The organism is Siccirubricoccus sp. G192 (assembly GCF_019084075.1).
Lineage (GTDB): Bacteria > Pseudomonadota > Alphaproteobacteria > Acetobacterales > Acetobacteraceae > G192.
Genome location: NZ_JAHREN010000001.1, coordinates 5062786 through 5083572, shown reverse-complemented (window position 1 = coordinate 5083572; position 20787 = coordinate 5062786). Strand labels below are relative to the sequence as shown.

Genomic DNA, 20787 nt, shown 5'->3' with positions numbered 1-20787 from the left:
GGGAATCCTGCAAATCCCGGGGCGGAGTGGCCTATATTGTGGGGAGAAAAAGGGAGGATACGATGGCAGCGATGCCCGGTCCCGAGGTTCGGGCCTGTTTCGACGAGGCGACCAATACCGTCACCTATCTCGTCTGGGACCCCGCGACATTGCACGGCGCGGTGATCGACCCGGTGCTGGACTGGGACAACCGCAGCGGCGAGGCCGATACCCGCAGCGCCGATGCCGTGCTGCGCCTGGCCGAGGAGGCGGGGGTCACGCTGGACTGGGTGCTCGAGACCCATGTGCATGCCGACCACCTCACCGCCTCCCCCTATGTCGCGCTGAAGACGGGGGCGCGGGTCGGCATCGGCGAGCATATCCGCGACGTGCAGACCATCTTCCGCCCGGTCTTCGACGCCGAGGACCTGGCACCCGAGGGCGGCGACTTCGACCGTCTGTTCCGCGATGGCGAGGAATCTGCGATCGGCACCCTCCCGGTGCGGGTCCTGCACGTGCCGGGCCATACCCCGGCCTGCGTCGCCTATGTGATCGGTGACACCGCCTTCGTCGGCGACACGCTGTTCATGCCGGATTACGGCACCGCGCGCTGCGACTTCCCCGGCGGCGATGCGCGGGTGCTGTGGCGTTCCATCCGCCGCCTGCTGGCGCTGCCGCCGGAGACGCGCATCTTCACCTGCCACGACTACAAGGCCCCCGGCCGCGACCACTTCGCCTGGGAGAGCACGGTGGCAGAGCAGCGGGCGCGGAACCCGCATGTGAAGGACGGCATGTCGGAGGAGGAGTTCGTGCGGATGCGCGAGGCCCGCGACGCCAAGCTCGCGCCGCCGCTGCTGCTGCTGCCCTCCATCCAGGTGAATATGCGCGCCGGCCGCTTCCCGCCGGCCGAGCGCAACGGCGTGCATTACCTGCGGGTTCCGGTGGTGCTGAAGGGTGGGCTGCGGGTCTGAGGCCGATCGCGATCCGCGGCGCGCGAAGCCGGCGGCGCGGTGAGCATGCCCGCTCCGCGGCACGAACCCGCATGGCCCTATGATATAGCCGCACGCCATGGCAGAGGCTGCAATCGAACCTGTCGCCTTCGGGCAGGCGGGCCCGCCTGAAGGACGCTCCGGGCGCCACCATATCGGAGGCCATCGCATCGGAAGGCTGTTGGATGCATTCGCACGATGACCGAAACAGTTCCGATCGACCCCTCGGATCGGACGCGGTGAAGGCCTTGGCCGATGCGGTTGCCGCCCTTCGGGAACAGTTCAACCGTGAGCGGGAGCGGGCCGACACATTGGCCGGCGAGGCAGCCGAGTTGCGCGGGCGGGCAGGACGGGCGGAGGGCGAAGCCGCCGCCCTGCGCGATGCCCTGGGGCGGGAGCGGATTCGCGCCGATCAATCCGAGGCAGCCGCCCGGCAAGCCCGCCAGGCCGAGGCGGAAGCCCTTGAGCAGGCCACCGGCCTGGAAAGCGAAGTCGAGACACTTCGCACCGCCCTCGCCGCGGCCGAAGACGACCTGGAAGCCGCCGAGCAGGATCGGACCCGGTTGCGGGCCGAGCGCGACGCCGTGCAGGCCGAATTGGCGGACTGGACGGCAGGCGGGCCGGTCGAGCGGGCATGGCGCGCGTTGCTGCACCGCCGGGTCAGCAACCTGGCGCGGTTGCTGAACCGGTAGCGTCCCGCCTGCCGGCAGGATCGGGCAATGGCTCGACGCGTCCTAATCCTGTGACAGAGTGGCCGTCCTGAAATGGCACGGAAGGGGAGAAGCCATGGCCGAGGTCACGGAGGCGCTGCGCCGCCAGATGCGCGAGGAATTGCCCGAGGTGGCCTCGATCCAGGATGCCGGCCTGCGCGAGCGGGTGGTGGAAGCCTGGGCCCTGGCCATCGCCCGCAGCTCCTGGCGTTCCATCCGCGACATCCCGCCGGCCGGCAATCCCGGCCAGATGCTGCTGACCCGCGGCGACCAGACCGACCATATCCGCGGCGTCACCCGCCTGGCGATGCGCATGGCCGAGGAGATGGCGGCGAGCAACCCGGACATGCCGATCCGGCATGACATCGTGGTGGCCGGCGGGCTCTGCCACGATATCGGCAAGCCCTGGGAATTCGACCCCGAGAACCGCCGCCGCTGGGAAGCCGCGCCGCGCGCCACCGGCCTGCCCTCCATCCGGCACCCGGCCTATGGCGTGCATCTCTGCCTGCTGGCCGGGCTGCCGGAGGAGGTGGCGCATATCGCCGGCGCCCATTCCGGCGAGGGTGAGCTGGTGGTCCGCAGCCTGGAGAGCACCGTCGTGCACCTGGCCGATATCGGCTGGTGGACCATGGCGCTGGCCGGCGGGATCGTGAAACCGGAGACGATCTCGGCCAAGTACCGCCGGCCGATCTCGCTGTAACCATGTGGCGGGGTTGATCCCCGGGCCGCGCTGCCGGAGACTGCCTGCAAGCCCCGCCGGAACCATCCGGCAAGCACGGAGGAAACCATGGCAGTCCGGACCCCGGAGGGCCGCGCATGAGCGCGCCAGCCGCCAGCACAACGACCAGCAGCGCGGCAGTGGATGCCGCCGCATACCGCGCGCGGCACCGCGCCTGGATCGCCGCCAACCTGCCGCCGCAGTGGCGGGCCGATGCGGTGGACTACAGCCCGCCGACGCTCGACGAGCAGAAAGCCTGGGAGGCGCGGCTGCACCAGGCCGGGCTCTGGGGCATCGCCTGGCCGCGCGACTATGGCGGGCATGGGCTGAGCCTGCGCGAGCACCTGATCGCCAACCAGGAGATCGGCCGCGTGCCGATGCCGGAAAGCGCCAATTCCATCGGCAAGGAACTGGCCGGGCCGATCATCCTGGCCGTCGCCACCGAGGAGCAGAAGCGCCGCTACCTGCCGGCGATCCTGGAAATGCGCGAGATCTGGTGCCAGGGCTTCTCCGAACCCGAGGCGGGGTCCGACCTCGCGGGGCTCCGCACGCGCGCGACGCGGGATGGCGCCGCCTGGCGCATCAATGGCCAGAAGGTCTGGACCTCAGGCGCGCACCGGGCGCAGCGCTGCCTGCTGCTGGCCCGCACCGGCACCCTGGAGGAGCGCCACAAGGGCCTCTCCCTCTTCGCGCTCAAGCTCGACCAGCCCGGCGTGACCGTGCGGCCGCTGAAGCAGATCACCGGCGATGCGGAGTATTGCGAGGTCTTCTTCGACAATGCCCTGGTCGAGCCGGAGGACGCGCTGGGCGAGCCCGAGAAGGGCTGGCAGGCCGCGGTGCGCGTGCTGGAAGTGGAGCGCGGCACCAACCGCATGTACCGCGCCTGGCGCTTCGAGGAGCAGTTGCGCCACTTCGTCACCACCTGCCGCAACGACCCGGCGCTGGCGCGGCTGCTGGAGGATCAGCATCTCCGCCAACGCATCGCCCAGGTGCAGGTGGATATCGAGGTGCTGAAGCGCCTGGTGGAGCAGGTGGTGGAGGACCTCGCCAGCGGCGGCAGCATTGGCGGCCGCGGCAGCCTGATGAAGCAGCATTGGAGCGAGGCGCATCAGCGTTTCGCCGCCCTGGCGATGGAGGTGCTGGACCGCGCCCCCTATCCGCCCAGCCCGGAAGTGGCGGCGGCGCAGCGGCGCTTCCGCAAGCTCTATCTGCAGGTGCGGGCGGAGACGATCTATGCCGGCACCACGCAGATCCAGCTCGGCATCATCGCCGACCGCATCCTGAAACTGCCCCGGGGGGCGTGAGCATGGGCGTGAGCATGAGCGCGACATTCGACGCCGCCGAGGACATCGCCCGCACCGCGCAGCGCGCGGCGGAAGCCTGCGCCGGGCTGGATGCGGCGACCGCGGCGCGCCGCCTCGGTGAGGACGGGCTGCTCGGCGTGCTGGCGCCGGAGGAGGTGGGCGGGCTGGCCCTGCCGCTTTCCGCCGCGGCGCCGGTGGTGGCGGCGGCCGAGGCGGCGCTGCTCGCCTTCCCCCCTGGTCGAGGCGCTGCTGGCGGCGCGGCTGCTGGCGGGACCACGGCCGGACCTTGCCGCGCGGATCGTGGCGGGGGAGGCGCTGTGCAGCATCGTCGGCGCCGGGACGCTGCGGGCCGGGCCGGCCGGCGTCAGCGGCGTGGTGGGTCAGGTGCCGCTGGGACAGAAGGCGCAATGGCTGCTGGCGCCGCTGGAGGGCGGCGGCGCGGTGCTGCTCGACCTCGCCGCGCCAGGTGCCGAGGTGGTGGAGGAGCCAGGGCTCGACCTCGAACGGCCGGCGGCGCGCGTCACCCTGCGCGATGCGGCGGCAGAGATGCTGCCGGAGGCCGGCTGGGCGCAGCTTTGCGCCGATGCGCTGCTGCTGCGCGCCGCGGGCGCGCTCGGCGCGGCGGAGCATTGCATGGAGCGCGCCATGGCGCATCTGACCGGCCGCAAGCAGTTCGGCCGCACGCTGGTCTCCTTCCAGGGGCTGCGCTTCGAATTGGCGCGGCACAAGCTGGCGCTGGAAGGCGCGCGGCACGCGCTGGCGCATGCGCTGGCCACCGCGGCGCAGGACCCGCGCGGCGAATCCGTGGCGCGCCTGGTCTGCCGCGCCACGGCAGCGGAAGCGGCGCCGCTGATCGTCGAGGGCGCGATCCAACTGCATGGCGGCATGGGTTTCACCTGGGACCTCGGCCTGCACCGGCAGTTGCGGCGGGTGCGGGAGGCGGCGGCGGCGCTGGATGCGGTGGCCTCGCGCGCGGCGCTGGCGGACCGGCTGGACCAGGCGTGGTCGGCATGAAGGCCCAACATCTCTCGGCCGGGCTGGATGCGCTGTTCCGGCCCGCCAGCATCGCCGTCATCGGCGCCTCCACCGACGCCGCCAAGATCGGCGGCCGGCCGGTGGATTACCTGAAGCGGGCCGGCTTCAAGGGGCGCATCCTGCCGGTCAATCCCGGCCAGCGGGAGGTGCAGGGCCTGCCGGCCTTCGCCTCGCTGGATGATGCGCCGGGCAGCGTCGACCTGGTGGTGGTGGCGGTGCCGGCGGCGGCGGTGCCGGAGGCGATCGAAAGCTGCATCCGCAAGGGCGCGCGCGCCGTGGTGCTGTTCTCCGCCGGCTTCGGCGAGGTGGATGCCAAGGGCCGCGCCGCGCAGCAGGCGATCCTGGCGCGCTGCCAGGCGGCGGGCATCCGGCTGCTCGGCCCCAATGCGCTCGGCCTCATCAATCCCGGCGATGGCGTCTACTGCACCTTCACGGCCTCGCTCGGCCCGCATTGGCCGCGGCCGGGGAAGGTGGCGATCGCCAGCCAGAGCGGCGCGGTCGGCACCTATTGCTATACCCTGCTGGCGGACCGCGGCTGCGGCATCAGCCATCTCGTGACGACGGGCAACGAGGCCGATATCGACATCGCCGCCTGCATCGCCTGGCTGGCCGAGGACCCCGCCACCGAGGTGATCCTCACCTATCTGGAGGGCTGCCGCGACGGCGCCCGGCTGCGCGCGGCGCTGCGCCTGGCGGCGGAGCGCGGCAAGCGCGTGGTGGCGATGAAGGTGGGGGTTTCCGAACAGGGCGCGGCGGCCACGGCCTCCCATACCGGCACGCTGGCGGGATCGGACGCCGGCTACCAGGCGGCTTTCGAGGAGGCCGGCGTCTGGCGCGCCTCCTCGCTCAGCGAGGCGGCGGATGTGGCGGCGGCCTGCGCGGCGGGCGATCTGCCGCAGGGGCGGCGGCTTGGCATCGTCACCGTCTCCGGCGGTGCCGGCGCCTTCATGGCGGATATGGCGGCCACGGAAGGGCTGGGATTGCCGGCGCTGCCGGATGCGGCGCAGGCGGAAATCCGCGCCCTGCTGCCCTTCGCCGCACCGCGCAACCCGGTGGATTCCACGGCGCAGGTGGCGAATGACCGGAGCCTGCTCGGCCGCATGCTGGCGATCATGCTGCGCGAGGGTGGCTTCGACGTGCTGATCGCCTTCCTCGGCTTCATGGGCGAGGACCCGGCGCGGCTGGCGCTGACCCTGCCGGCGCTGGAGGAATTGCGGGCGCGGCACCCCGGCACGCGCTTCATCCTCTGCATGCGCTGCCTGCCCGCGGTGCGGCTCGACCTGCACGCGAAGGGCTTCGTCACCTGCGTCGAGCCCGCCGAGGCGATGCGTATCGCCACCGCGCTGTGCTGGCTGGGCGAGCGCGGCGCGCGCCAGGATGCCTTGGCGCTGCCGCCCGCCAGCGCATTGCCGGAGGGCGATCTGGACGAGGCCGCCTGCCGCCGCCTGCTGGAAGCGGCCGGCATCCCCTTCGCGCCGCAGCGCGTCGCACGGAATGCGGCGGAGGCGGCCGATGCCGCCGCCACGCTGGGCTTCCCGGTGGTGCTGAAGGTGCTCTCGCCCGATCTTGCGCATAAATCGGATGTCGGCGGCGTGCGGCTCAATCTGCGCGATGCGGCGGAGGTCGCGACGGCTTTCGAAGCGATGCTGGCGGAGGTGCGGGCCCGCGCGCCGGCGGCGCGCATCGAGGGCGCGCTGGTCTCGCCCATGGTGCGGGATGGGGTGGAGGTGGTGCTGGGCGCCACGCGCGACCCGGTCTTCGGCCCGCTGGTGATGTTCGGCCTGGGCGGCGTCTTCGTGGAGCTGTTCCGCGACGTCGCCTTCCGCCTGGCGCCAATCGACCATGCCGGCGCGCTCGCCATGCTGCGTTCCATCAAGGGGCGTGCGCTGCTGCAGGGCGCGCGCGGGCGGCAGCCGGTGGATGAGGGGGCGCTGGCGGAGGCGCTGGTCGCGCTCTCCCGCTTCGCCGCGGCGCATGGGGAGGCGCTGGAGAGCGTCGAGGTCAATCCCTTCATGGCGCTGCCGCAAGGCGGGATGGGCGTCGATGCCGTCATCCTGCGCCGCTCCCGAACCTGAACAGGGGAATGCCGATGCCTTCCGATGTCGTGACGCTTGAAGTCTCCGATTACGTGGCGGTGGCGACGCTGAACCGCCCGCCGGTGAATGCCGTGAACTGGGAGATGCGGGAGCGGCTGATCCAGATCTTCGACGAGGCCACCGACCGCGACGATATCCGCGTGGTGGTGCTCACCGCGCAAGGGAAGGTCTTCTGCGCCGGCGCCGACCTGAAGCAGCGGCCGGACCCCGGCAAGCACGGCCAGTACTGGTGGCACAACCGCCTGACGCGCGAGACCGGCAATGCCATCAAGGAATGCGCCAAGCCGGTGATCGCGGCGGTGAATGGCGCGGCGCTGGGTGCCGGCTTCGGCCTGATGGCGGCCTGCGACATCATGCTGGCGGCCGAGGAGGCGGTCTTCGGCATGCCGGAGATCGATGTCGGCCTGGCCGGCGGCGCCGCCATGCTGCGTGAGCTGTTCGGGCGGTCGAAAACCCGGCGCATGATGTTCACGGGGCAGCGGCTGCCGGCTGCCGAGCTCTACCGGCTCGGGGTCATCGAGGCCTGCCTGCCGGCGGCGCAATTGCTGCCGGAAGCCATGAAAATCGCCACGGAGATCGCCGGCAAGAGCCCGCTCGGCATCCGCTACGCCAAGACCTCCTGCAACATGGTGGAGCTGATGCCGCAGAAGGACGCCTATCGCTTCGAGCAGAACTTCACCTACGAGCTCTCGAAGACGGAGGATGCGCTGGAAGCACGGCGGGCGCAGCTTGAGAAGCGCAAGCCGGTGTTCAAGGGGCGGTGACGGGAAGGGGGAGGGCGCGATGCACAGGCGAAACCTGCTCGGGGCGGCGCTGCTGGCCGCGGCGGCGCGGCCGGCCCTGGCCCAGCCCGGCGGGGCACAGCCCTGGGCGCCGTCCAGGCCGGTCGAGATCGTCGCGCCCTATGCCGCGGGCGGACCGACGGACCGCTACGCCCGGGAATTCGCCGCCCGCCTGGCCGAGCTCTGGCGGCAATCCGTGGTGGTGAGCAACAAGCCGGGCGGCGCCTCGGCCATCGGCACCGCCGCGGTGGCCCATGCGGCGCCGGATGGGCATACGCTGCTGCTGGCGAGTTTCGGCATCATCACCAACCAGATCATGCTGCGCAACCTGCCCTATGACCCGAAGGCCTTGGCACCGCTCTGCCGGATCGCGCTGGGCGGCGGCATCCTCTACATCCATCCCTCCGTGCCGGCGCAGAACCTTCAGGAACTGGTAGCCTGGGCGCGCGCCAATCCCGGCGGGTTGCGCTTCGGCTCCGCCGGCATGGGGTCCTCGCCGCATATCTCGGCCGAGCTTTTTGCCTGGCGGTCGGGGATCGAGATCCTGCACACCCCCTATCGCGGCATCGCGCCGGCGATGACCGACCTCATCGCCGGCCATATCAACGCGCTCTTCGACAGTCCCACCTCGCTCCGCTTCGCCCGCGAGGGGCGGGTGCGGGCCATCGCCATCACCCAGCCGGCGCGCTCGCCGCTCGCGCCGGAGGTGCCGACCATGCTGGAGAGCGGCTTCGACGTGATGGCCCGCACCTTCTACGGCTTCTTCGCCCCGGCCGCGGTGCCGGCGGAACTCCGCGCCCGCATCGCCGCCGATCTCCGCAGCGTCGCGGCCACCGAGGGCGTCCAGCGCCTGATCCGCGAGGACGGGCTGGAGCCGCATGCCGATGACCCCGAGACCTTTGGCCGCTGGCTGGAGGAGCAGGTGGGCTTCTGGTCCCGTGTGATCCGCGAGCGCAACATCCAGATGTAGCGGCCGGTCGTTGCGACAGGCGGTCGATCCCGGCCGGCCGCCCTCATCGCCGCCTGATTTCCCAGGGCCGAGGTTTTGTCCCGCCGGGACCCCTGGTATGCTGGCCATTCGAGGATGGAGACCCGAATGGGAGAGGCCCAGAATCAACCCGGCGCTGCAGGCGGGACCGGCACCCGCGACCTGGCGCTGCTGTCCTTCGAGGAAGCGCTGGGGGAGCTTGAGGATATCGTGAAGTCGCTGGAAGGCGGCCGGGGCACGCTCGCCCAGGCGATCGCGGATTACGAGCGCGGCGCCGCGCTCCGCCGCCATTGCGAGACCAAGCTGGCGGAAGCCGAGATGAAGGTGCAGGCCATCGTGGAGGGCCCGGGCGGCCCCAGCCTGCGCGACGTGGAGTAGGGCCCCCAACCGATGGACAGCAGTATGGAGGCCCCCGCCCTTCCGCGCGCCATGGCGGCGGCGGCGGCGGAGATCGATCAGGCACTGGAGGTCTTGCTGCCCCAGGCCGAGGGGCCGGAATCCCGGCTTTTCGAGGCGATGCGCTATGCCGCCATCGGCGGCGGCAAGCGGCTGCGCGGCTTCCTGGTGCTGGAGGGGGCGCGGCAATTCGGCGTCTCCCGCCAGGCCGCGCTGCGGGCGGCCGGCGCCGTCGAGATGCTGCACGCCTATAGCCTGGTGCATGACGACCTGCCGGCGATGGATGACGACGACCTCCGCCGTGGCAAGCCCACCGTCCACCGGGCCTTCGACGAGGCCACCGCCATCCTGGCCGGCGATGCCCTGCAGACCCAGGCCTTCAGCGTGCTGGCCGAGGAGGATACCCACCCCGACCCCGCCGTGCGGATCGAACTGGTGCGCTGCCTCGCCCGCGCCGCCGGGGCGCGCGGCATGTGCGGCGGGCAGATGCTGGACATGTTGGCGGAAGCGGCGGGCGAGGCGCTGGACGAGCCCGCCATCGGCCGGTTGCAGACCCTGAAGACCGGCAAGCTGATCGAATTCGCGGCGGAAGCGGGAGCGCTGCTGGGCAAGGCGGCGGGGCCGCAGCGGCATGCGCTCTGCCTCTATGGCCGCGACCTCGGCGCCGCCTTCCAGATCGCCGACGACCTGCTGGATGCCACCGTCTCCACGGCGGAGGCGGGCAAGCGCACCGGCAAGGATGCCGGGGCGGGCAAGGCCACGCTGGTCGGGCTGCTCGGGCTGGAGCGGGCCCGGTTGCAGGCCGAGCGCCTCGTTGCGCAGGCGAAGACCCATCTTGACGGATTCAACGAACGGGCCGACCTGTTGCGGATGCTCGCGGATTTCGTGATCGAGCGGAGGAATTGATGGCTGGCCTTCCTTCCACTCCGCTCCTCGACCGGGTGCGCGTGCCGGCCGACATGCGGAACCTCTCGGCCGAGCAGCTCAAGCAATTGGCGGCGGAATTACGGGCCGAGACAATCCATGCGGTGAGCCAGACCGGCGGGCATCTCGGCGCCTCGCTCGGCGTGGTGGAACTGACCGTCGCGGTGCATGCGGTCTTCGAGACGCCACGGGACCGGCTGATCTGGGATGTCGGCCACCAGGCCTATCCGCACAAGATCCTCACCGGCCGGCGCGGCCGCATCCGCACGCTCCGCCAGGGCGGCGGCCTCTCCGGCTTCACCCGGCGGAGCGAGAGCGAATACGACCCCTTCGGCGCGGCGCATTCCAGCACTTCCATCTCCTCCGGCCTCGGCATGGCGGTGGCGCGCGACCTGAAGGGCGACAACCGGAACGTCATCGCGGTGATCGGCGACGGCGCGATGAGCGCGGGCATGGCCTATGAGGCCATGAACAATGCCGGCGCCTCCAATGCCAACCTCATCGTCATCCTGAACGACAACGACATGTCGATCGCGCCGCCGGTCGGCGCCATGAGCGCCTACCTGTCGCGGCTCATTTCCTCCCGCCCCTTCGTCAACCTGCGGGAGCTGATGGGGCGGCTGGCCAAGCGCTTCCCGGCGCCGCTGGAGCGTGCGGCGCGGCGCGCCGACGAATATGCGCGCGGGCTGCTCACCGGCGGCACGCTTTTCGAGGAATTGGGCTTCTATTACGTCGGGCCGATCGATGGCCACGACCTCGACCACCTGCTGCCGGTGCTGCGCAACCTGCGCGACACCGAGCATCGCGGCCCGATCCTGCTGCATGTGGTGACCAAGAAAGGCAAGGGCTACGCGCCGGCCGAGGCCAGCGCCGACAAGTACCACGGGGTGGTGAAGTTCAACGTCGTCACCGGCGAGCAGGTGAAGGCGCCGCCCGGCCCGCCCTCCTATACCAAGGTCTTCGCCAATGCTCTGATCGCCGAGGCGGAGGCCGATCCGCGCATCGTGGCGATCAATGCCGCCATGCCCTCCGGCACCGGCCTCGATCTCTTCGCGAAGAAGTTCCCGAAGCGCAGCTTCGATGTCGGCATCGCCGAGCAGCACGCCGTCACCTTCGCGGCCGGCATGGCGACCGAGGGGATGAAGCCCTTCTGCGCCATCTATTCCACCTTCCTCCAGCGCGGCTACGACCAGGTGGTGCATGACGTGGTGCTGCAGGGCCTGCCGGTGCGCTTCGCACTCGACCGCGCCGGGCTGGTCGGCGCCGATGGCGCGACCCATGCGGGGGCCTTCGACATCGCCTATCTCGGCTGCCTGCCCGGCATCGTGCTGATGGCGGCGAGCGACGAGGTGGAGCTCATGCACATGGTGGCCACCGCCGCCGCCATCGACGACCGGCCGAGCGCCTTCCGCTACCCGCGCGGCGAGGGGCTCGGGCTTGAGTTGCCGGAGCGCGGCACGCCGCTGCCGATCGGCAAGGGGCGGGTGCTGCGGGAAGGCGGCACGGTCGCCATCCTGTCCTATGGCGCCCGCTTGCAGGAGGCGCTGAAGGCGGCCGAGGAACTCGGCGCGCGCGGCCTTTCCACCACCGTCGCCGATGCCCGTTTCGCCAAGCCGCTCGACACCGAACTGGTGGAGCGGCTGGCGCGGGACCACGCCGTGCTCATCACCATCGAGGAGGGCTCGGTCGGCGGCTTCGGCAGCCTGGTGTTGCAGCACCTGGCCTGGAAGGGGTTGCTGGACCACGGGTTGAAGGTGCGGCCGATGTGCCTGCCGGACCGCTTCATCGACCACGAGAACCCGAAGAAGCAGTATGACGAGGCCGGGCTGAATGCCGGCCATATCGTCGCCGCGGCCGTCGCCGCCCTGGGCGCGGAGGCTGCGGCGCTACCGGCGCGCGCATGATCGGCGCCGGCACGGCCGGTGCGCCCCGCGCGAAGCCCGGCAAGCTGCGCGCGGACCAATTGCTGGTGGATCGCGGGTTGGCGGAAAGCCGCACCCGGGCGCAGGCGCTGATCCTGGCCGGCAAGGTCTTCTCCGCCGAACAGCGCATCGAGAAGCCGGGCCAGGTGCTGCCGCCGGACCGGCCGCTGGAGGTGCGCGGCCAGGACCACCCCTGGGTTTCCCGCGGCGGGGTGAAGCTGGCGCATGGGCTGGCGCATTTCGGCCTGTCGCCGGCCGGGCGGGTCTGCCTCGATATCGGCGCCTCCACCGGCGGCTTCACCCATGTGCTGCTGGAAGGGGGGGGCGGCGAAGGTCTATGCGGTGGATGTCGGCCACGGCCAATTGGCCTGGGGGCTGCGGAACGACCCGCGCGTGGTGGTGCTGGAACGGGTGAATGCCCGCTACCTTGATGAGGCTTCCGTGCCCGAGCCCGCCGGCGCGCTGGTCTGCGATGCCAGCTTCATCGGCCTCGCCACGGTGCTGTCGGCGCCGCTGGCGCTCTGCGCGCCGGGCGCCTGGGCGGTGGCGCTCATCAAGCCGCAATTCGAGGTGGGGCCCCATATCGCCAAGGGCGGCGTGGTGCGGGACCCGGCGGTGCATCGTGCCGTCTGCGACCGCATGGCGGATTGGTGGGCCGGGCTGCCCGGCTGGCGGGTGCTGGGGGTGGAGCCGAGCCCGATCCTGGGCCCCGAGGGTAACCGCGAATTCCTGATCGCGGCCGGGAAAGCCGGCTGAACCCGCTTGAGACCGCCGAACGGGCCCTGGCCCTGGTTATTGAGCCGGCACATGTGGCCCTGCATGCAGCCGCTGGCATGAATCGGCCTGGAGGAAATCCGGGGCAGCCTTCATCCGCTGTAAACGGCCCGCCGCCAAACTCGCTGCCGGTCCCGGCACCATGGCCGGCAGCATGGAATGGCGGAATGCAGATGACCGAAGTGAATGGCGTGGCGGGCCCGGCCCGCACTGCGCGTGGACTGCGCCTGGGGCTGGCGCCGAAGCTGCTCTCGGCGGTCGCCATCCTGGGTGTGGTGGCGATGGTGGTTGCCGGGATGGGCTATCGCGCCCTGTCCCAGGCCACGGCGCAGCTCCAGGAGCGCGAAGTGCTGGCCGAGCGCCAGTTCTGGCTCGGCCGCATGGGCTCCAACCTGCTGGGCTATGCGCGCGCCGCGGAATGGCTGCCCCTGGAATTGCCACCCGATCAGCGCCGCCACTGGGAAGCCGCGCTCGAAGAGGAGCGCCGCACCATGGAGACGCGGCTGGAGCAGCTTGAGCGCAACCTGCTGGTGCCGGCGAATCGCACGGTAATGGGCGAGGTCCGGCGCGAGCTGGACCGCCACCGCGCGGTCGCATCCCGGGTGCTGGAACAGAGCCGGGCCGGGCAGTTGCAGGCGGCCCAGAACGCGCTTTTCGAGGGCGCCCCCATCGTGACCCGCATGCGCGAGCTGATCCGTGGCGCCGAGGAGCGGCAACGCGCTTTCGCGGAAGCCATGGAAGCGCGCATCGAGGCGGATATCGCGCGGACCCGCGCCTGGCTGGTCGGCGTCTCCTTGGCCGGCATCCTGGCCGGCACCGGCCTCGCGCTGCTGATCGTGCTGCGCGGCGTGACCCGGCCACTGCAGCGCCTCGCCGGCACGGCCACGACGCTGGCCGGCGGCCGCATCGAGGAGGAAACCCCCGACCGCAACCGCACCGACGAGGTGGGTGCGATCGCGGAGGGGCTGGAGGCGCTGCGCCTTACCGCCCGCCAGGCGCGCCAGTTGGAGGCCGAGGCGGCTGGGATGCGGGACCGGGCGGAGCACGAGCGGGCCCAGGCGCAGCATGCCCTGGCCGAGACGATGGAACGCAGCCTGGGCGGCGTGACCCAGGCGCTCGCGGCTTCGGCCACCGAGTTGCAGGCCTCGATCGGCACGCTCTCGGCCACCGCGAATCGCACCGCGGAACAGGCCGCGGCGGTGGCGGCCGGAGCTGGTCAGGCTGGCGGCAATGTCCAGACGGTCGCGGCGGCGGCCGAGGAATTGGCGGCCTCGGTCGGCGAGATCACCCGGCAGGTGGCGCAGGCCGCGCAGGTGGCCAACCGGGCAGTGGAGGAGGTGCGTACCACCGATGGCGTGGTCGGCAGCCTGGCCGAGGCGGCGGGCCGCATCAGCGAGGTGGTGCGCCTCATCAGCGACATCGCCGGCCAGACCAACCTGCTGGCGCTGAACGCCACCATCGAGGCGGCGCGCGCCGGCGAGGCCGGAAAGGGCTTCGCCGTGGTGGCCAGCGAGGTGAAGCAGCTCGCCGCGCAGACCGCCCGCGCGACCGAGGAGATCGCCAGCCAGATCACCGGCATCCAGGGCGCTACGGAGCAGGCGGTGCGCTCCATCAAGGGCATCGCCACGGTGGTCTCGGAGATCGACCACATCGCCGGCAGCATCGCCGCGGCGGTGGAGGAGCAGGGCGCAGCGACGCAGGAGATCGCCCGCAACGTGGCCGAGGCGGCGCGGGGCACCACCCATGTCTCCACCACCATCGCCGAGGTGACGCAGGGCGTGGAGGACACCACCGCGGCGCTGCGCGTGCTGGACCAGGCGGGCGCCGAGGTGGCGCGCCAGGGCGAGACGTTGCGCGGCGAACTCGGCAGTGTGATGGGGCGGCTGCGGCAGGTGGGCTGAACCGCCCGCGGCGGGCTTGGCGGGTGGCGGCGCCGCCGGGGTGTCCGGGGCCGCAAGGCCCGCCGTCCGCCTCCGGGTTGCGGACGCATGAAGCCCGGAGCTTCGGCCGCTGCCCGCGCCGGGCCCCTCAACCTCGCCCGTGCTGCCGCGTTGCCGTTCCGGGTCAGCGTAGCGGGGATGCATGCCGCAGCTTTTCTCACCGCGCGCCGATGCGCGGCTGCGGGTCGCACTCGCCCTCGGTGCCGGTGCCCTGGTGATGGCGGCCGCGGCGGGTTTCGTCTATGTGCGGTCCGACCGTGCCTGGCGGGTGGGGGTTGCCGCGCCGCAGCCCATCCCCTTCAGCCATGCCGTCCATGCCGGTGGGATCGGCCTCGATTGCCGCTTCTGCCATGCGGGGGTGGAGCGCCAGGCGGCGGCCGGCATGCCGACAGCCGAGACCTGCCTCGGCTGCCACCGCCAGGTCTGGAACGTCGCGGCCCAATTCGCGCCGCTGGAGACCGCGCTGGCTTTGCAGGTACCGGTTCCCTGGGCCTCGGTCCACCGGCTGCCGGAGCATGTGCGGTTCCACCACGGGGCCCATACCGCGGCGGGGGTGGCCTGCGAGTCCTGCCATGGGCAGGTCTGGACCATGCCGCGCACCGTGAAGGCAGAGACTCTTTCCATGGCCTTCTGCCTGGGCTGCCACCGCGACCCCGCGCCCCGGCTGCGCCCGGCCGAGGCGGTGTTCAGCCGGGACTGGCAGCCGGGTTCCGCCTCGCAGCCAACGCCCGCAGACGCCGCGACCCCGCGGCTGCAGCATTTCGGCGTCGAGATCCCGGCCCTCACCCGCTGCTCGACCTGCCATCGCTGAGGGATCGCAAGGCCGGCCGGCGCGTTGGGCGCCTGGCAACCCCGGGGAGGCAACGGATGCCGCAGGCCGCGCCTGCCACACCCTATTGCGGGGTGCCACCATCGCCCGGCGATGTCGCCTGGAACCTCGACCCCTGGCTGATCGCCGCCCTGCTGCTCGGGCTGCTGCTGGCCTGGGGGCCGGCGGGGCGGGGCGGGGATCGCAGGATCCTGTTCGCCGGCTGGGCCGTGCTTGCCGCGGCGCTGCTCTCGCCGCTCTGCAACCTGTCGGTGGCGCTGTTCTCGGCGCGGGTCGGCCAACACTTGGTGCTGCTGACGGCTGCGGCGCCGTTGCTGGCGCTCGGCCTCCGGGGGCCGCGCTGGATGGCCTCGCCGGGCGGGCTGGCGGCGGCGGCGGGGGCCTTCGCGGTGGCGCTCTGGGCCTGGCACCTGCCGGGCCCCTATGCCGCCACCTTCCGCTCCGACCTGGCCTATTGGGCGATGCAGGCAAGCCTGCTCGGCACCGCGGCCTGGCTCTGGCGAGGCTTGCTGCTGGGCGTGGCGGCGCGGCCGGATATGGCGCTGCTGGCGGGCCTCGCCACGGCGGCGCAGACCGGCGCGCTCGGCGCGCTGCTGACCTTCGCGCCGCGCCCGCTTTTCGCGCCGCATGGCCTGACCACCTTGGCCTGGGGCCTGACGCCGCTGGAGGACCAGCAGCTCGGCGGGCTGTTGATGTGGGTGCCGGGCGGGCTCGCCTTCGCCGCCGTGTCCCTGCCCGCGCTCGCCCGTGCCCTGCGCGACACGGCGCTGCCCCGGCCGCGCGCGTGAGGCGGGGTGCCGTCGCGCCAGCCCTGCCGCTGGCGCTTGCCGCCTGCACCGGGGTGCAGACGCCGCTCGATCCCTATGGCGAGCAGGCCGGGCGGATCGCCGGGCTCACCTGGCTGCTGTTCGGCGGCGGCACCGCGATCTTCCTGCTGGTGATGGGGTTGCTGGCTCTGGCGATCCTGGCGCCCGCCCGGCTGCGGCGCGGCATGGGCTCGCACCGCTTCGTGCTGCTGGGCGGCATCGCCTTCCCGGTCGCGACCCTGGCCGCGCTGCTGGTCCATACCCTCGGCGTCTCGCGCGCCCTGGTGCTGCCGGCGGAGGCGGCGCCGCTGCGCATCGAGGTGATCGGCCGGCAATACTGGTGGGAGGTGCGCTACCCGGATGCCGGGGAGGGCGCCGTCACCGCCAATGAGATCCGCCTGCCGGTGGGCCGCGAGGTGGAGCTGCTGGTCTCCTCCGCCGATGTGATCCATAGCCTCTGGCTGCCCAACCTGCATGGCAAGATCGACATGATCCCGGGCCGGGTGAACCGGCAGCGGTTCCGTGCCGGCCGCACCGGCGCGCTGCGCGGCCAATGCGCCGAATTCTGCGGGTTGCAGCACAGCTTCATGGCCTTCTGGGCGGTGGTGCAGGAGCCCGCGGAATTCGAGGCCTGGCTCGCCCGCCAGCGCGCCCCCGTGCCGCCGCCTGCCAGCCCCGAGGCGGCGCGCGGCATGCGGGTCTTCGGCGAGGCCGGCTGCGGCGCCTGCCATGCGGTGCGCGGCACCGAATGGCAGGGGCGGCTCGGCCCCGACCTGTCGCGCGTCGGCTCGCGCCTTTCGCTCGCGGCGGGTGCGCTGGAGAACCGCCACGGCACCCTGGCCGGCTGGATCGCCGGCGCCCAGGACATCAAGCCCGGCAACAGCATGCCCGCTTACGGAAGGGCGCTGGAAGGGGCGGACCTCCTGGCGGTGGCGACTTGGCTGGAGGGGCTGCGGTGATGGACACCGCGACCCCCCGCATCGAGGCCGAGGATACGCCCAACCCCCTGCCACGCCCGCCGGAGGAGCTGGAGCGGCTGCGCGAGGCATGGCGGATGCCGCGTGGCATCGCGCGGCTCACGGAGTTCAACAACAACCTGATCGGCCCGCTTTTCGTGGGCACGGCGCTGCTGTTCTTCCTGCTGGCCGGGGTGCTGGCGCTGCTCATCCGCGCCCAGCTTGCCGTCCCCGGCCTGACCCTGGTGGATGCCGCCACCTTCAACCAGCTCTTCACCATGCATGGCACGGTGATGATGTTCCTCTTCGCCGTGCCGGCGGTGGAGGCGGTGGCGGTCACCCTGCTGCCCGCCATGCTGGGCGCGCGGGAACTGCCCTTCCCGCGGCTCGGCGCCTATGCCTGGATGATCTACGCGATCGGCGGCTTGAGCTTCTTCACCAGCCTCTTCTTCGGCGCCGCGCCGGATGGCGGCTGGTTCATGTACCCGCCGCTGACCAGCAAGGAGAATTCGCCCGGCATCAATACCGACATGTATCTGCTGGGCATCGGCTTCATCGAGATCTCGGCCATCGCCGGGGCGATCGAGCTCATCGTCGGCATCCTGCGCTGCCGCGCGCCGGGCCTGACGCTCGGCCGCATGCCGATCTTCGCCTGGGCGATCCTGGTCTTCGCGGCGATGGTGATCTTCGCCTTCCCCGCCGTCATCGTGGCCAGCACCCTGCTGGAACTGGAACGCGCCTTCGGCTGGCCCTTCTTCCTGCCCGAGCGCGGCGGCGACCCGCTGCTCTGGCAGCACCTGTTCTGGTTCTTCGGCCACCCGGAGGTCTATGTGATCTTCCTGCCGGCGGCGGGCATGGTCTCGATGATCGTGCCGGCCATGGCGGGCGTGCCGCTGCTGGCGCATGGGCTGGTGGTGATGGCGCTGGTCGGCACCGGCTTCCTCAGCTTCGGGCTCTGGGTGCACCACATGTACGCCACGGGCATCCCGGCACTGAGCCTGGCCTTCTTCGCGGCGGCGGGCTTCGCCGTCTCGATTCCCTCGGGGCTGCAGGTCTTCGCCTGGATCGCCACCTTCGCCGCCGGCCGGCGGGTGCAGCGCAAGGTGCCGACGCTTTTCGTCTTCGGCTTCCTGTTCATCTTCGTGATCGGCGGGCTGACCGGGGTGATGGTCTCGGTCACGCCCTTCGACTGGCAGGCGCACGACACCTATTTCATCGTGGCGCATCTGCATTACGTGCTGATCGGCGGCATGGTCTTCCCGCTGCTGGCGGCGCTCTATTACTGGGCGCCGGCCATCGGGCAGCCGCTGTCGGAGCGGCTCGGCACCTGGGCCTTCTGGCTCTTCTTCCTCGGCACCAACCTCACCTTCTTCCCCATGCATGTCAGCGGGCTGATGGGCATGCCGCGGCGCATCTACACCTATCCCGCCGGAATGGGGCTGGAGTTGTGGAACGCGCTCTCCTCGGCCGGCGCGGCGATGGTGGCGGTGGGCGCGGCGGTGCTGCTGGCGGATGTGGCGCTGAACTTCCGGGTCGGCGGATCGGGCCAGGGCGAAGGCGAGCAGAATCCCTGGCGGGCCGGCACGCTGGAATGGCTGAACAACGCGAATTACGGCCCGCGCAGCATCCCCCGCGTGCGCAGCCGCTATCCGCTCTGGGACGAGCCCGGATTGTCGCGCCAGGTGGATGCCGGCGGCCATTACCTGCCCTTCACCGCCACCGGCCGGCGCGAGGCGCTGGTCACCAGCCCGGCCGAGGCGCTGCCGCAATATGTCGCGGCGCTGCCCCAGCCGGGCTGGGGGCACGTGGTGGCGGCGCTCGGCACCTGCGCCTTCTTCTTCGCCCTGACCGTGCCGCTGATGATCGTGGCGGCGGTGGCGGGGCTGGTGACGCTTGGCGGCTTCATCGGCTGGCTCTGGCATGGCAGCGATCCCGGCCCGCTCGGCCCGCAAACCGTGGATATCGGCGATGGCTACCGGCTGCCGACCCATGCCACCGGCGCCGTCACCACCTCCTGGTGGGCGGTGGTCACGCTGATGCTGGTGATGGGCACCGGCTATGCCTGCCTGCTCGGCACCTACCTGTTCCTGTGGCTGGTGAATGGCGACGCGATGTGGCCGCCGCCCAGCCAGGGGCTGCCGGTGGCGGGCTGGGGCCTGCTGGCGCTTGGCCTCTACGCGGCGGGGGCGCTGGTGCTCTGGGGGGGCGGCGCGGGCCCTCGGGCGGCGCGGGCGCTGGGTGGTGCGCGGCGTGCTTTTCCTGGCCTCGCTGCTCTTCCTGGCCGGTGCCGTGATCGATGGCTGGGCGCTGTGGCAGGGCGGGGTGCGGCCGACCACCCATGCCTATGGCGCCGCCTGCTGGACGCTGTTTGCCTGGCAGGGATTCCACGTGGCGGTCGCGCTGCTGATGTCGCTCTATACGCTGGCGCGCTCCCTGGCCGGCAAGCTCGACGGGCAGCGGCGGCTGACCATGGACAATACGCTGCTCTTCTGGGGCTATACGGCGGGGCAGGGCATGGTGGGGCTGGCGCTGACGCACGGCTTCCCGAGGCTGCTGGCATGAGCGGCGGCGCCCAAGGCCGGGGTGCGCCGGGGCGCCGCGCCCGCCCGGTGCTGGAGGTGCTGCTCTCCGTGGCCGGCCTGGCGATCTGGGCCGGGCATTTCGGCGCGATCTACGCCACCAATGCCGTGGCCTGCGAACGCGGCTTGGCGGGCACCAGGCTGCTGGGCCTACCCTGGGTGCCGGCGCTGGTGGCGGGCTTCACCCTCCTGGCCCTGGCCGGGCTCGGCCTGGTGCTGCGCCCGGCCTTCTCCAGGCTGGAGGGACCGCTGGACGAGGGCGGCGAGACGGAACCCCGCTTCACCCGCTGGTTCACCGCCGCCACGGCGGTGCTGGCCGGGCTGGCGGTGCTGTTCCAGGCGGTCCCCGCCCTGGTCCTGCCGCCCTGCGGCTGAAAGGCCCGGGCCTATCGCGGCCGGAGTCGCGCCTCCGCACGAGGCCCACCCTCGCCAGGGCCGAGCGGCATGCCGGCCGGCACCGGCGGCACCCCTGCCGCGCCCAGGGTATAGAGGAAGGCGGCGGCATCGCGTGCCTCGGCCTCGGTCAGTCCGGTATCGGGCATGGCCGAGCCGGGGGAGATCGCCTGCGGGTCGCGCAGCCAGGCCACCAGGTTCTCCGGCGCATTGGGCAGCCGGCCGGCGACATAGCCGCGCCTGGCCCATTCGCCGAGCGGCGGCCCGACCCAGGAGACCGCGCCCGGCACGCCCGGGATCACATGGCAGGCGCCGCAGCCATGCTCCAGGATCACGGAGCGGCCGCGCTCCGGCGTGCCGCCGGCAACCCGGAGATGCGGCGGCACCTCCGCCTCGCCGCAGGCGGCGAGCGCCAGCAGGGCCGCCGTCCAGGCACCACCGCGCCGCGCCATGCCACCCAGGGCAGCCTCCCGTCATGGATGGCCCGCCAACGTGGCGGCGGGGCGCCGGGTTGCGCGGCCGGGAACCATCGCGGCGCGCCCGGCGTAGCAACCTCGGGACCATGGCCATCCCGCCCCGGCCCGCAATGGCGTTCGGAGAGCCCAGCCATGATGCAGGACTCCGCCTTCGGCCCCAGCGGGGCAGGCTTGTATCTTGCCGGCCGATT

The 20787-nt window shown here is 72.1% G+C and carries 17 protein-coding genes and 1 pseudogene; 17 read left to right on the top strand and 1 reads right to left on the bottom strand.

The features are described 5' to 3' along the window. Positions 1-62: 62 nt before the first annotated feature. From KSF81_RS24510 to KSF81_RS24430, 17 genes and pseudogenes are all read left to right on the top strand, one after another. The gene (locus tag KSF81_RS24510; RefSeq protein WP_217381197.1) at positions 63-950 is read left to right on the top strand and encodes an MBL fold metallo-hydrolase; all 888 of its coding nucleotides are present in this window, start codon (positions 63-65) and stop codon (positions 948-950) included. A gap of 257 nt (positions 951-1207) precedes the next feature. Continuing rightward, positions 1208-1660, top strand: coding sequence for a hypothetical protein (locus KSF81_RS24505; protein ID WP_217381196.1), 453 nt, complete (start codon positions 1208-1210; stop codon positions 1658-1660). A gap of 94 nt (positions 1661-1754) precedes the next feature. Next, complete coding sequence (locus KSF81_RS24500) at positions 1755-2378, top strand: HD domain-containing protein (protein ID WP_217381195.1); 624 nt, start codon at positions 1755-1757, stop codon at positions 2376-2378. A gap of 116 nt (positions 2379-2494) precedes the next feature. Continuing rightward, positions 2495-3700 carry an acyl-CoA dehydrogenase family protein gene (locus tag KSF81_RS24495; protein ID WP_217381194.1) on the top strand — a complete coding sequence of 402 codons (1206 nt, stop codon included), beginning with the start codon at positions 2495-2497 and terminating at the stop codon, positions 3698-3700. A gap of 90 nt (positions 3701-3790) precedes the next feature. After that, positions 3791-4714 (top strand): acyl-CoA dehydrogenase family protein, encoded by a 924-nt coding sequence (locus KSF81_RS24490; RefSeq protein WP_217381193.1) that lies wholly within the window; start codon positions 3791-3793, stop codon positions 4712-4714. Continuing rightward, entirely contained in the window at positions 4711-6810 is a 2100-nt protein-coding gene (locus KSF81_RS24485) for an acetate--CoA ligase family protein (RefSeq protein ID WP_217381192.1), read from the top strand. The genes KSF81_RS24490 and KSF81_RS24485 overlap by 4 nt, the downstream gene beginning before the upstream one ends. A gap of 8 nt (positions 6811-6818) precedes the next feature. Further along, a complete protein-coding gene (locus tag KSF81_RS24480; RefSeq protein WP_254453724.1) occupies positions 6819-7595 on the top strand; it encodes an enoyl-CoA hydratase/isomerase family protein in 777 nt (258 codons plus the stop codon). A 19-nt stretch (positions 7596-7614) separates the two neighbouring features. After that, complete coding sequence (locus tag KSF81_RS24475; protein ID WP_217381191.1) at positions 7615-8583, top strand: tripartite tricarboxylate transporter substrate binding protein; 969 nt, start codon at positions 7615-7617, stop codon at positions 8581-8583. A gap of 126 nt (positions 8584-8709) precedes the next feature. Next, on the top strand, positions 8710-8979 hold the full coding sequence (gene xseB, locus KSF81_RS24470; protein WP_217381190.1) for an exodeoxyribonuclease VII small subunit: 270 nt from the start codon (positions 8710-8712) through the stop codon (positions 8977-8979). 12 nt (positions 8980-8991) lie between these two features. Then, positions 8992-9903 (top strand): polyprenyl synthetase family protein, encoded by a 912-nt coding sequence (locus tag KSF81_RS24465; protein ID WP_217381189.1) that lies wholly within the window; start codon positions 8992-8994, stop codon positions 9901-9903. Then, complete coding sequence (gene dxs, locus KSF81_RS24460; protein ID WP_217381188.1) at positions 9903-11825, top strand: 1-deoxy-D-xylulose-5-phosphate synthase; 1923 nt, start codon at positions 9903-9905, stop codon at positions 11823-11825. Before KSF81_RS24465 ends, dxs begins: the two co-directional genes overlap by 1 nt. Then, positions 11822-12599, top strand: a pseudogene (locus KSF81_RS24455) (TlyA family RNA methyltransferase). Before dxs ends, KSF81_RS24455 begins: the two are co-directional and overlap by 4 nt. A 185-nt stretch (positions 12600-12784) precedes the next feature. Continuing rightward, positions 12785-14518, top strand: a complete 1734-nt coding sequence (locus tag KSF81_RS24450) for a methyl-accepting chemotaxis protein (RefSeq protein WP_217381187.1) — start codon at positions 12785-12787, stop codon at positions 14516-14518. A 181-nt stretch (positions 14519-14699) separates the two neighbouring features. Next, a complete protein-coding gene (locus tag KSF81_RS24445; RefSeq protein WP_217381186.1) occupies positions 14700-15368 on the top strand; it encodes a cytochrome c3 family protein in 669 nt (222 codons plus the stop codon). Positions 15369-15424: 56 nt separating this feature from the next. Beyond that, positions 15425-16174, top strand: a complete 750-nt coding sequence (locus KSF81_RS24440; protein WP_217381185.1) for a cytochrome c oxidase assembly protein — start codon at positions 15425-15427, stop codon at positions 16172-16174. Continuing rightward, complete coding sequence (locus KSF81_RS24435) at positions 16171-17151, top strand: c-type cytochrome (RefSeq protein ID WP_217381184.1); 981 nt, start codon at positions 16171-16173, stop codon at positions 17149-17151. Before KSF81_RS24440 ends, KSF81_RS24435 begins: the two co-directional genes overlap by 4 nt. Next, entirely contained in the window at positions 17151-20102 is a 2952-nt protein-coding gene (locus KSF81_RS24430; protein ID WP_254453723.1) for a cbb3-type cytochrome c oxidase subunit I, read from the top strand. The genes KSF81_RS24435 and KSF81_RS24430 overlap by 1 nt, the downstream gene beginning before the upstream one ends. A gap of 11 nt (positions 20103-20113) precedes the next feature. On the opposite strand, the gene KSF81_RS24420 is transcribed toward KSF81_RS24430, so the two are convergent. Further along, positions 20114-20572 carry a cytochrome c family protein gene (locus KSF81_RS24420; protein WP_217381182.1) on the bottom strand — a complete coding sequence of 153 codons (459 nt, stop codon included), beginning with the start codon at positions 20570-20572 and terminating at the stop codon, positions 20114-20116. Positions 20573-20787 lie beyond the last annotated feature (215 nt).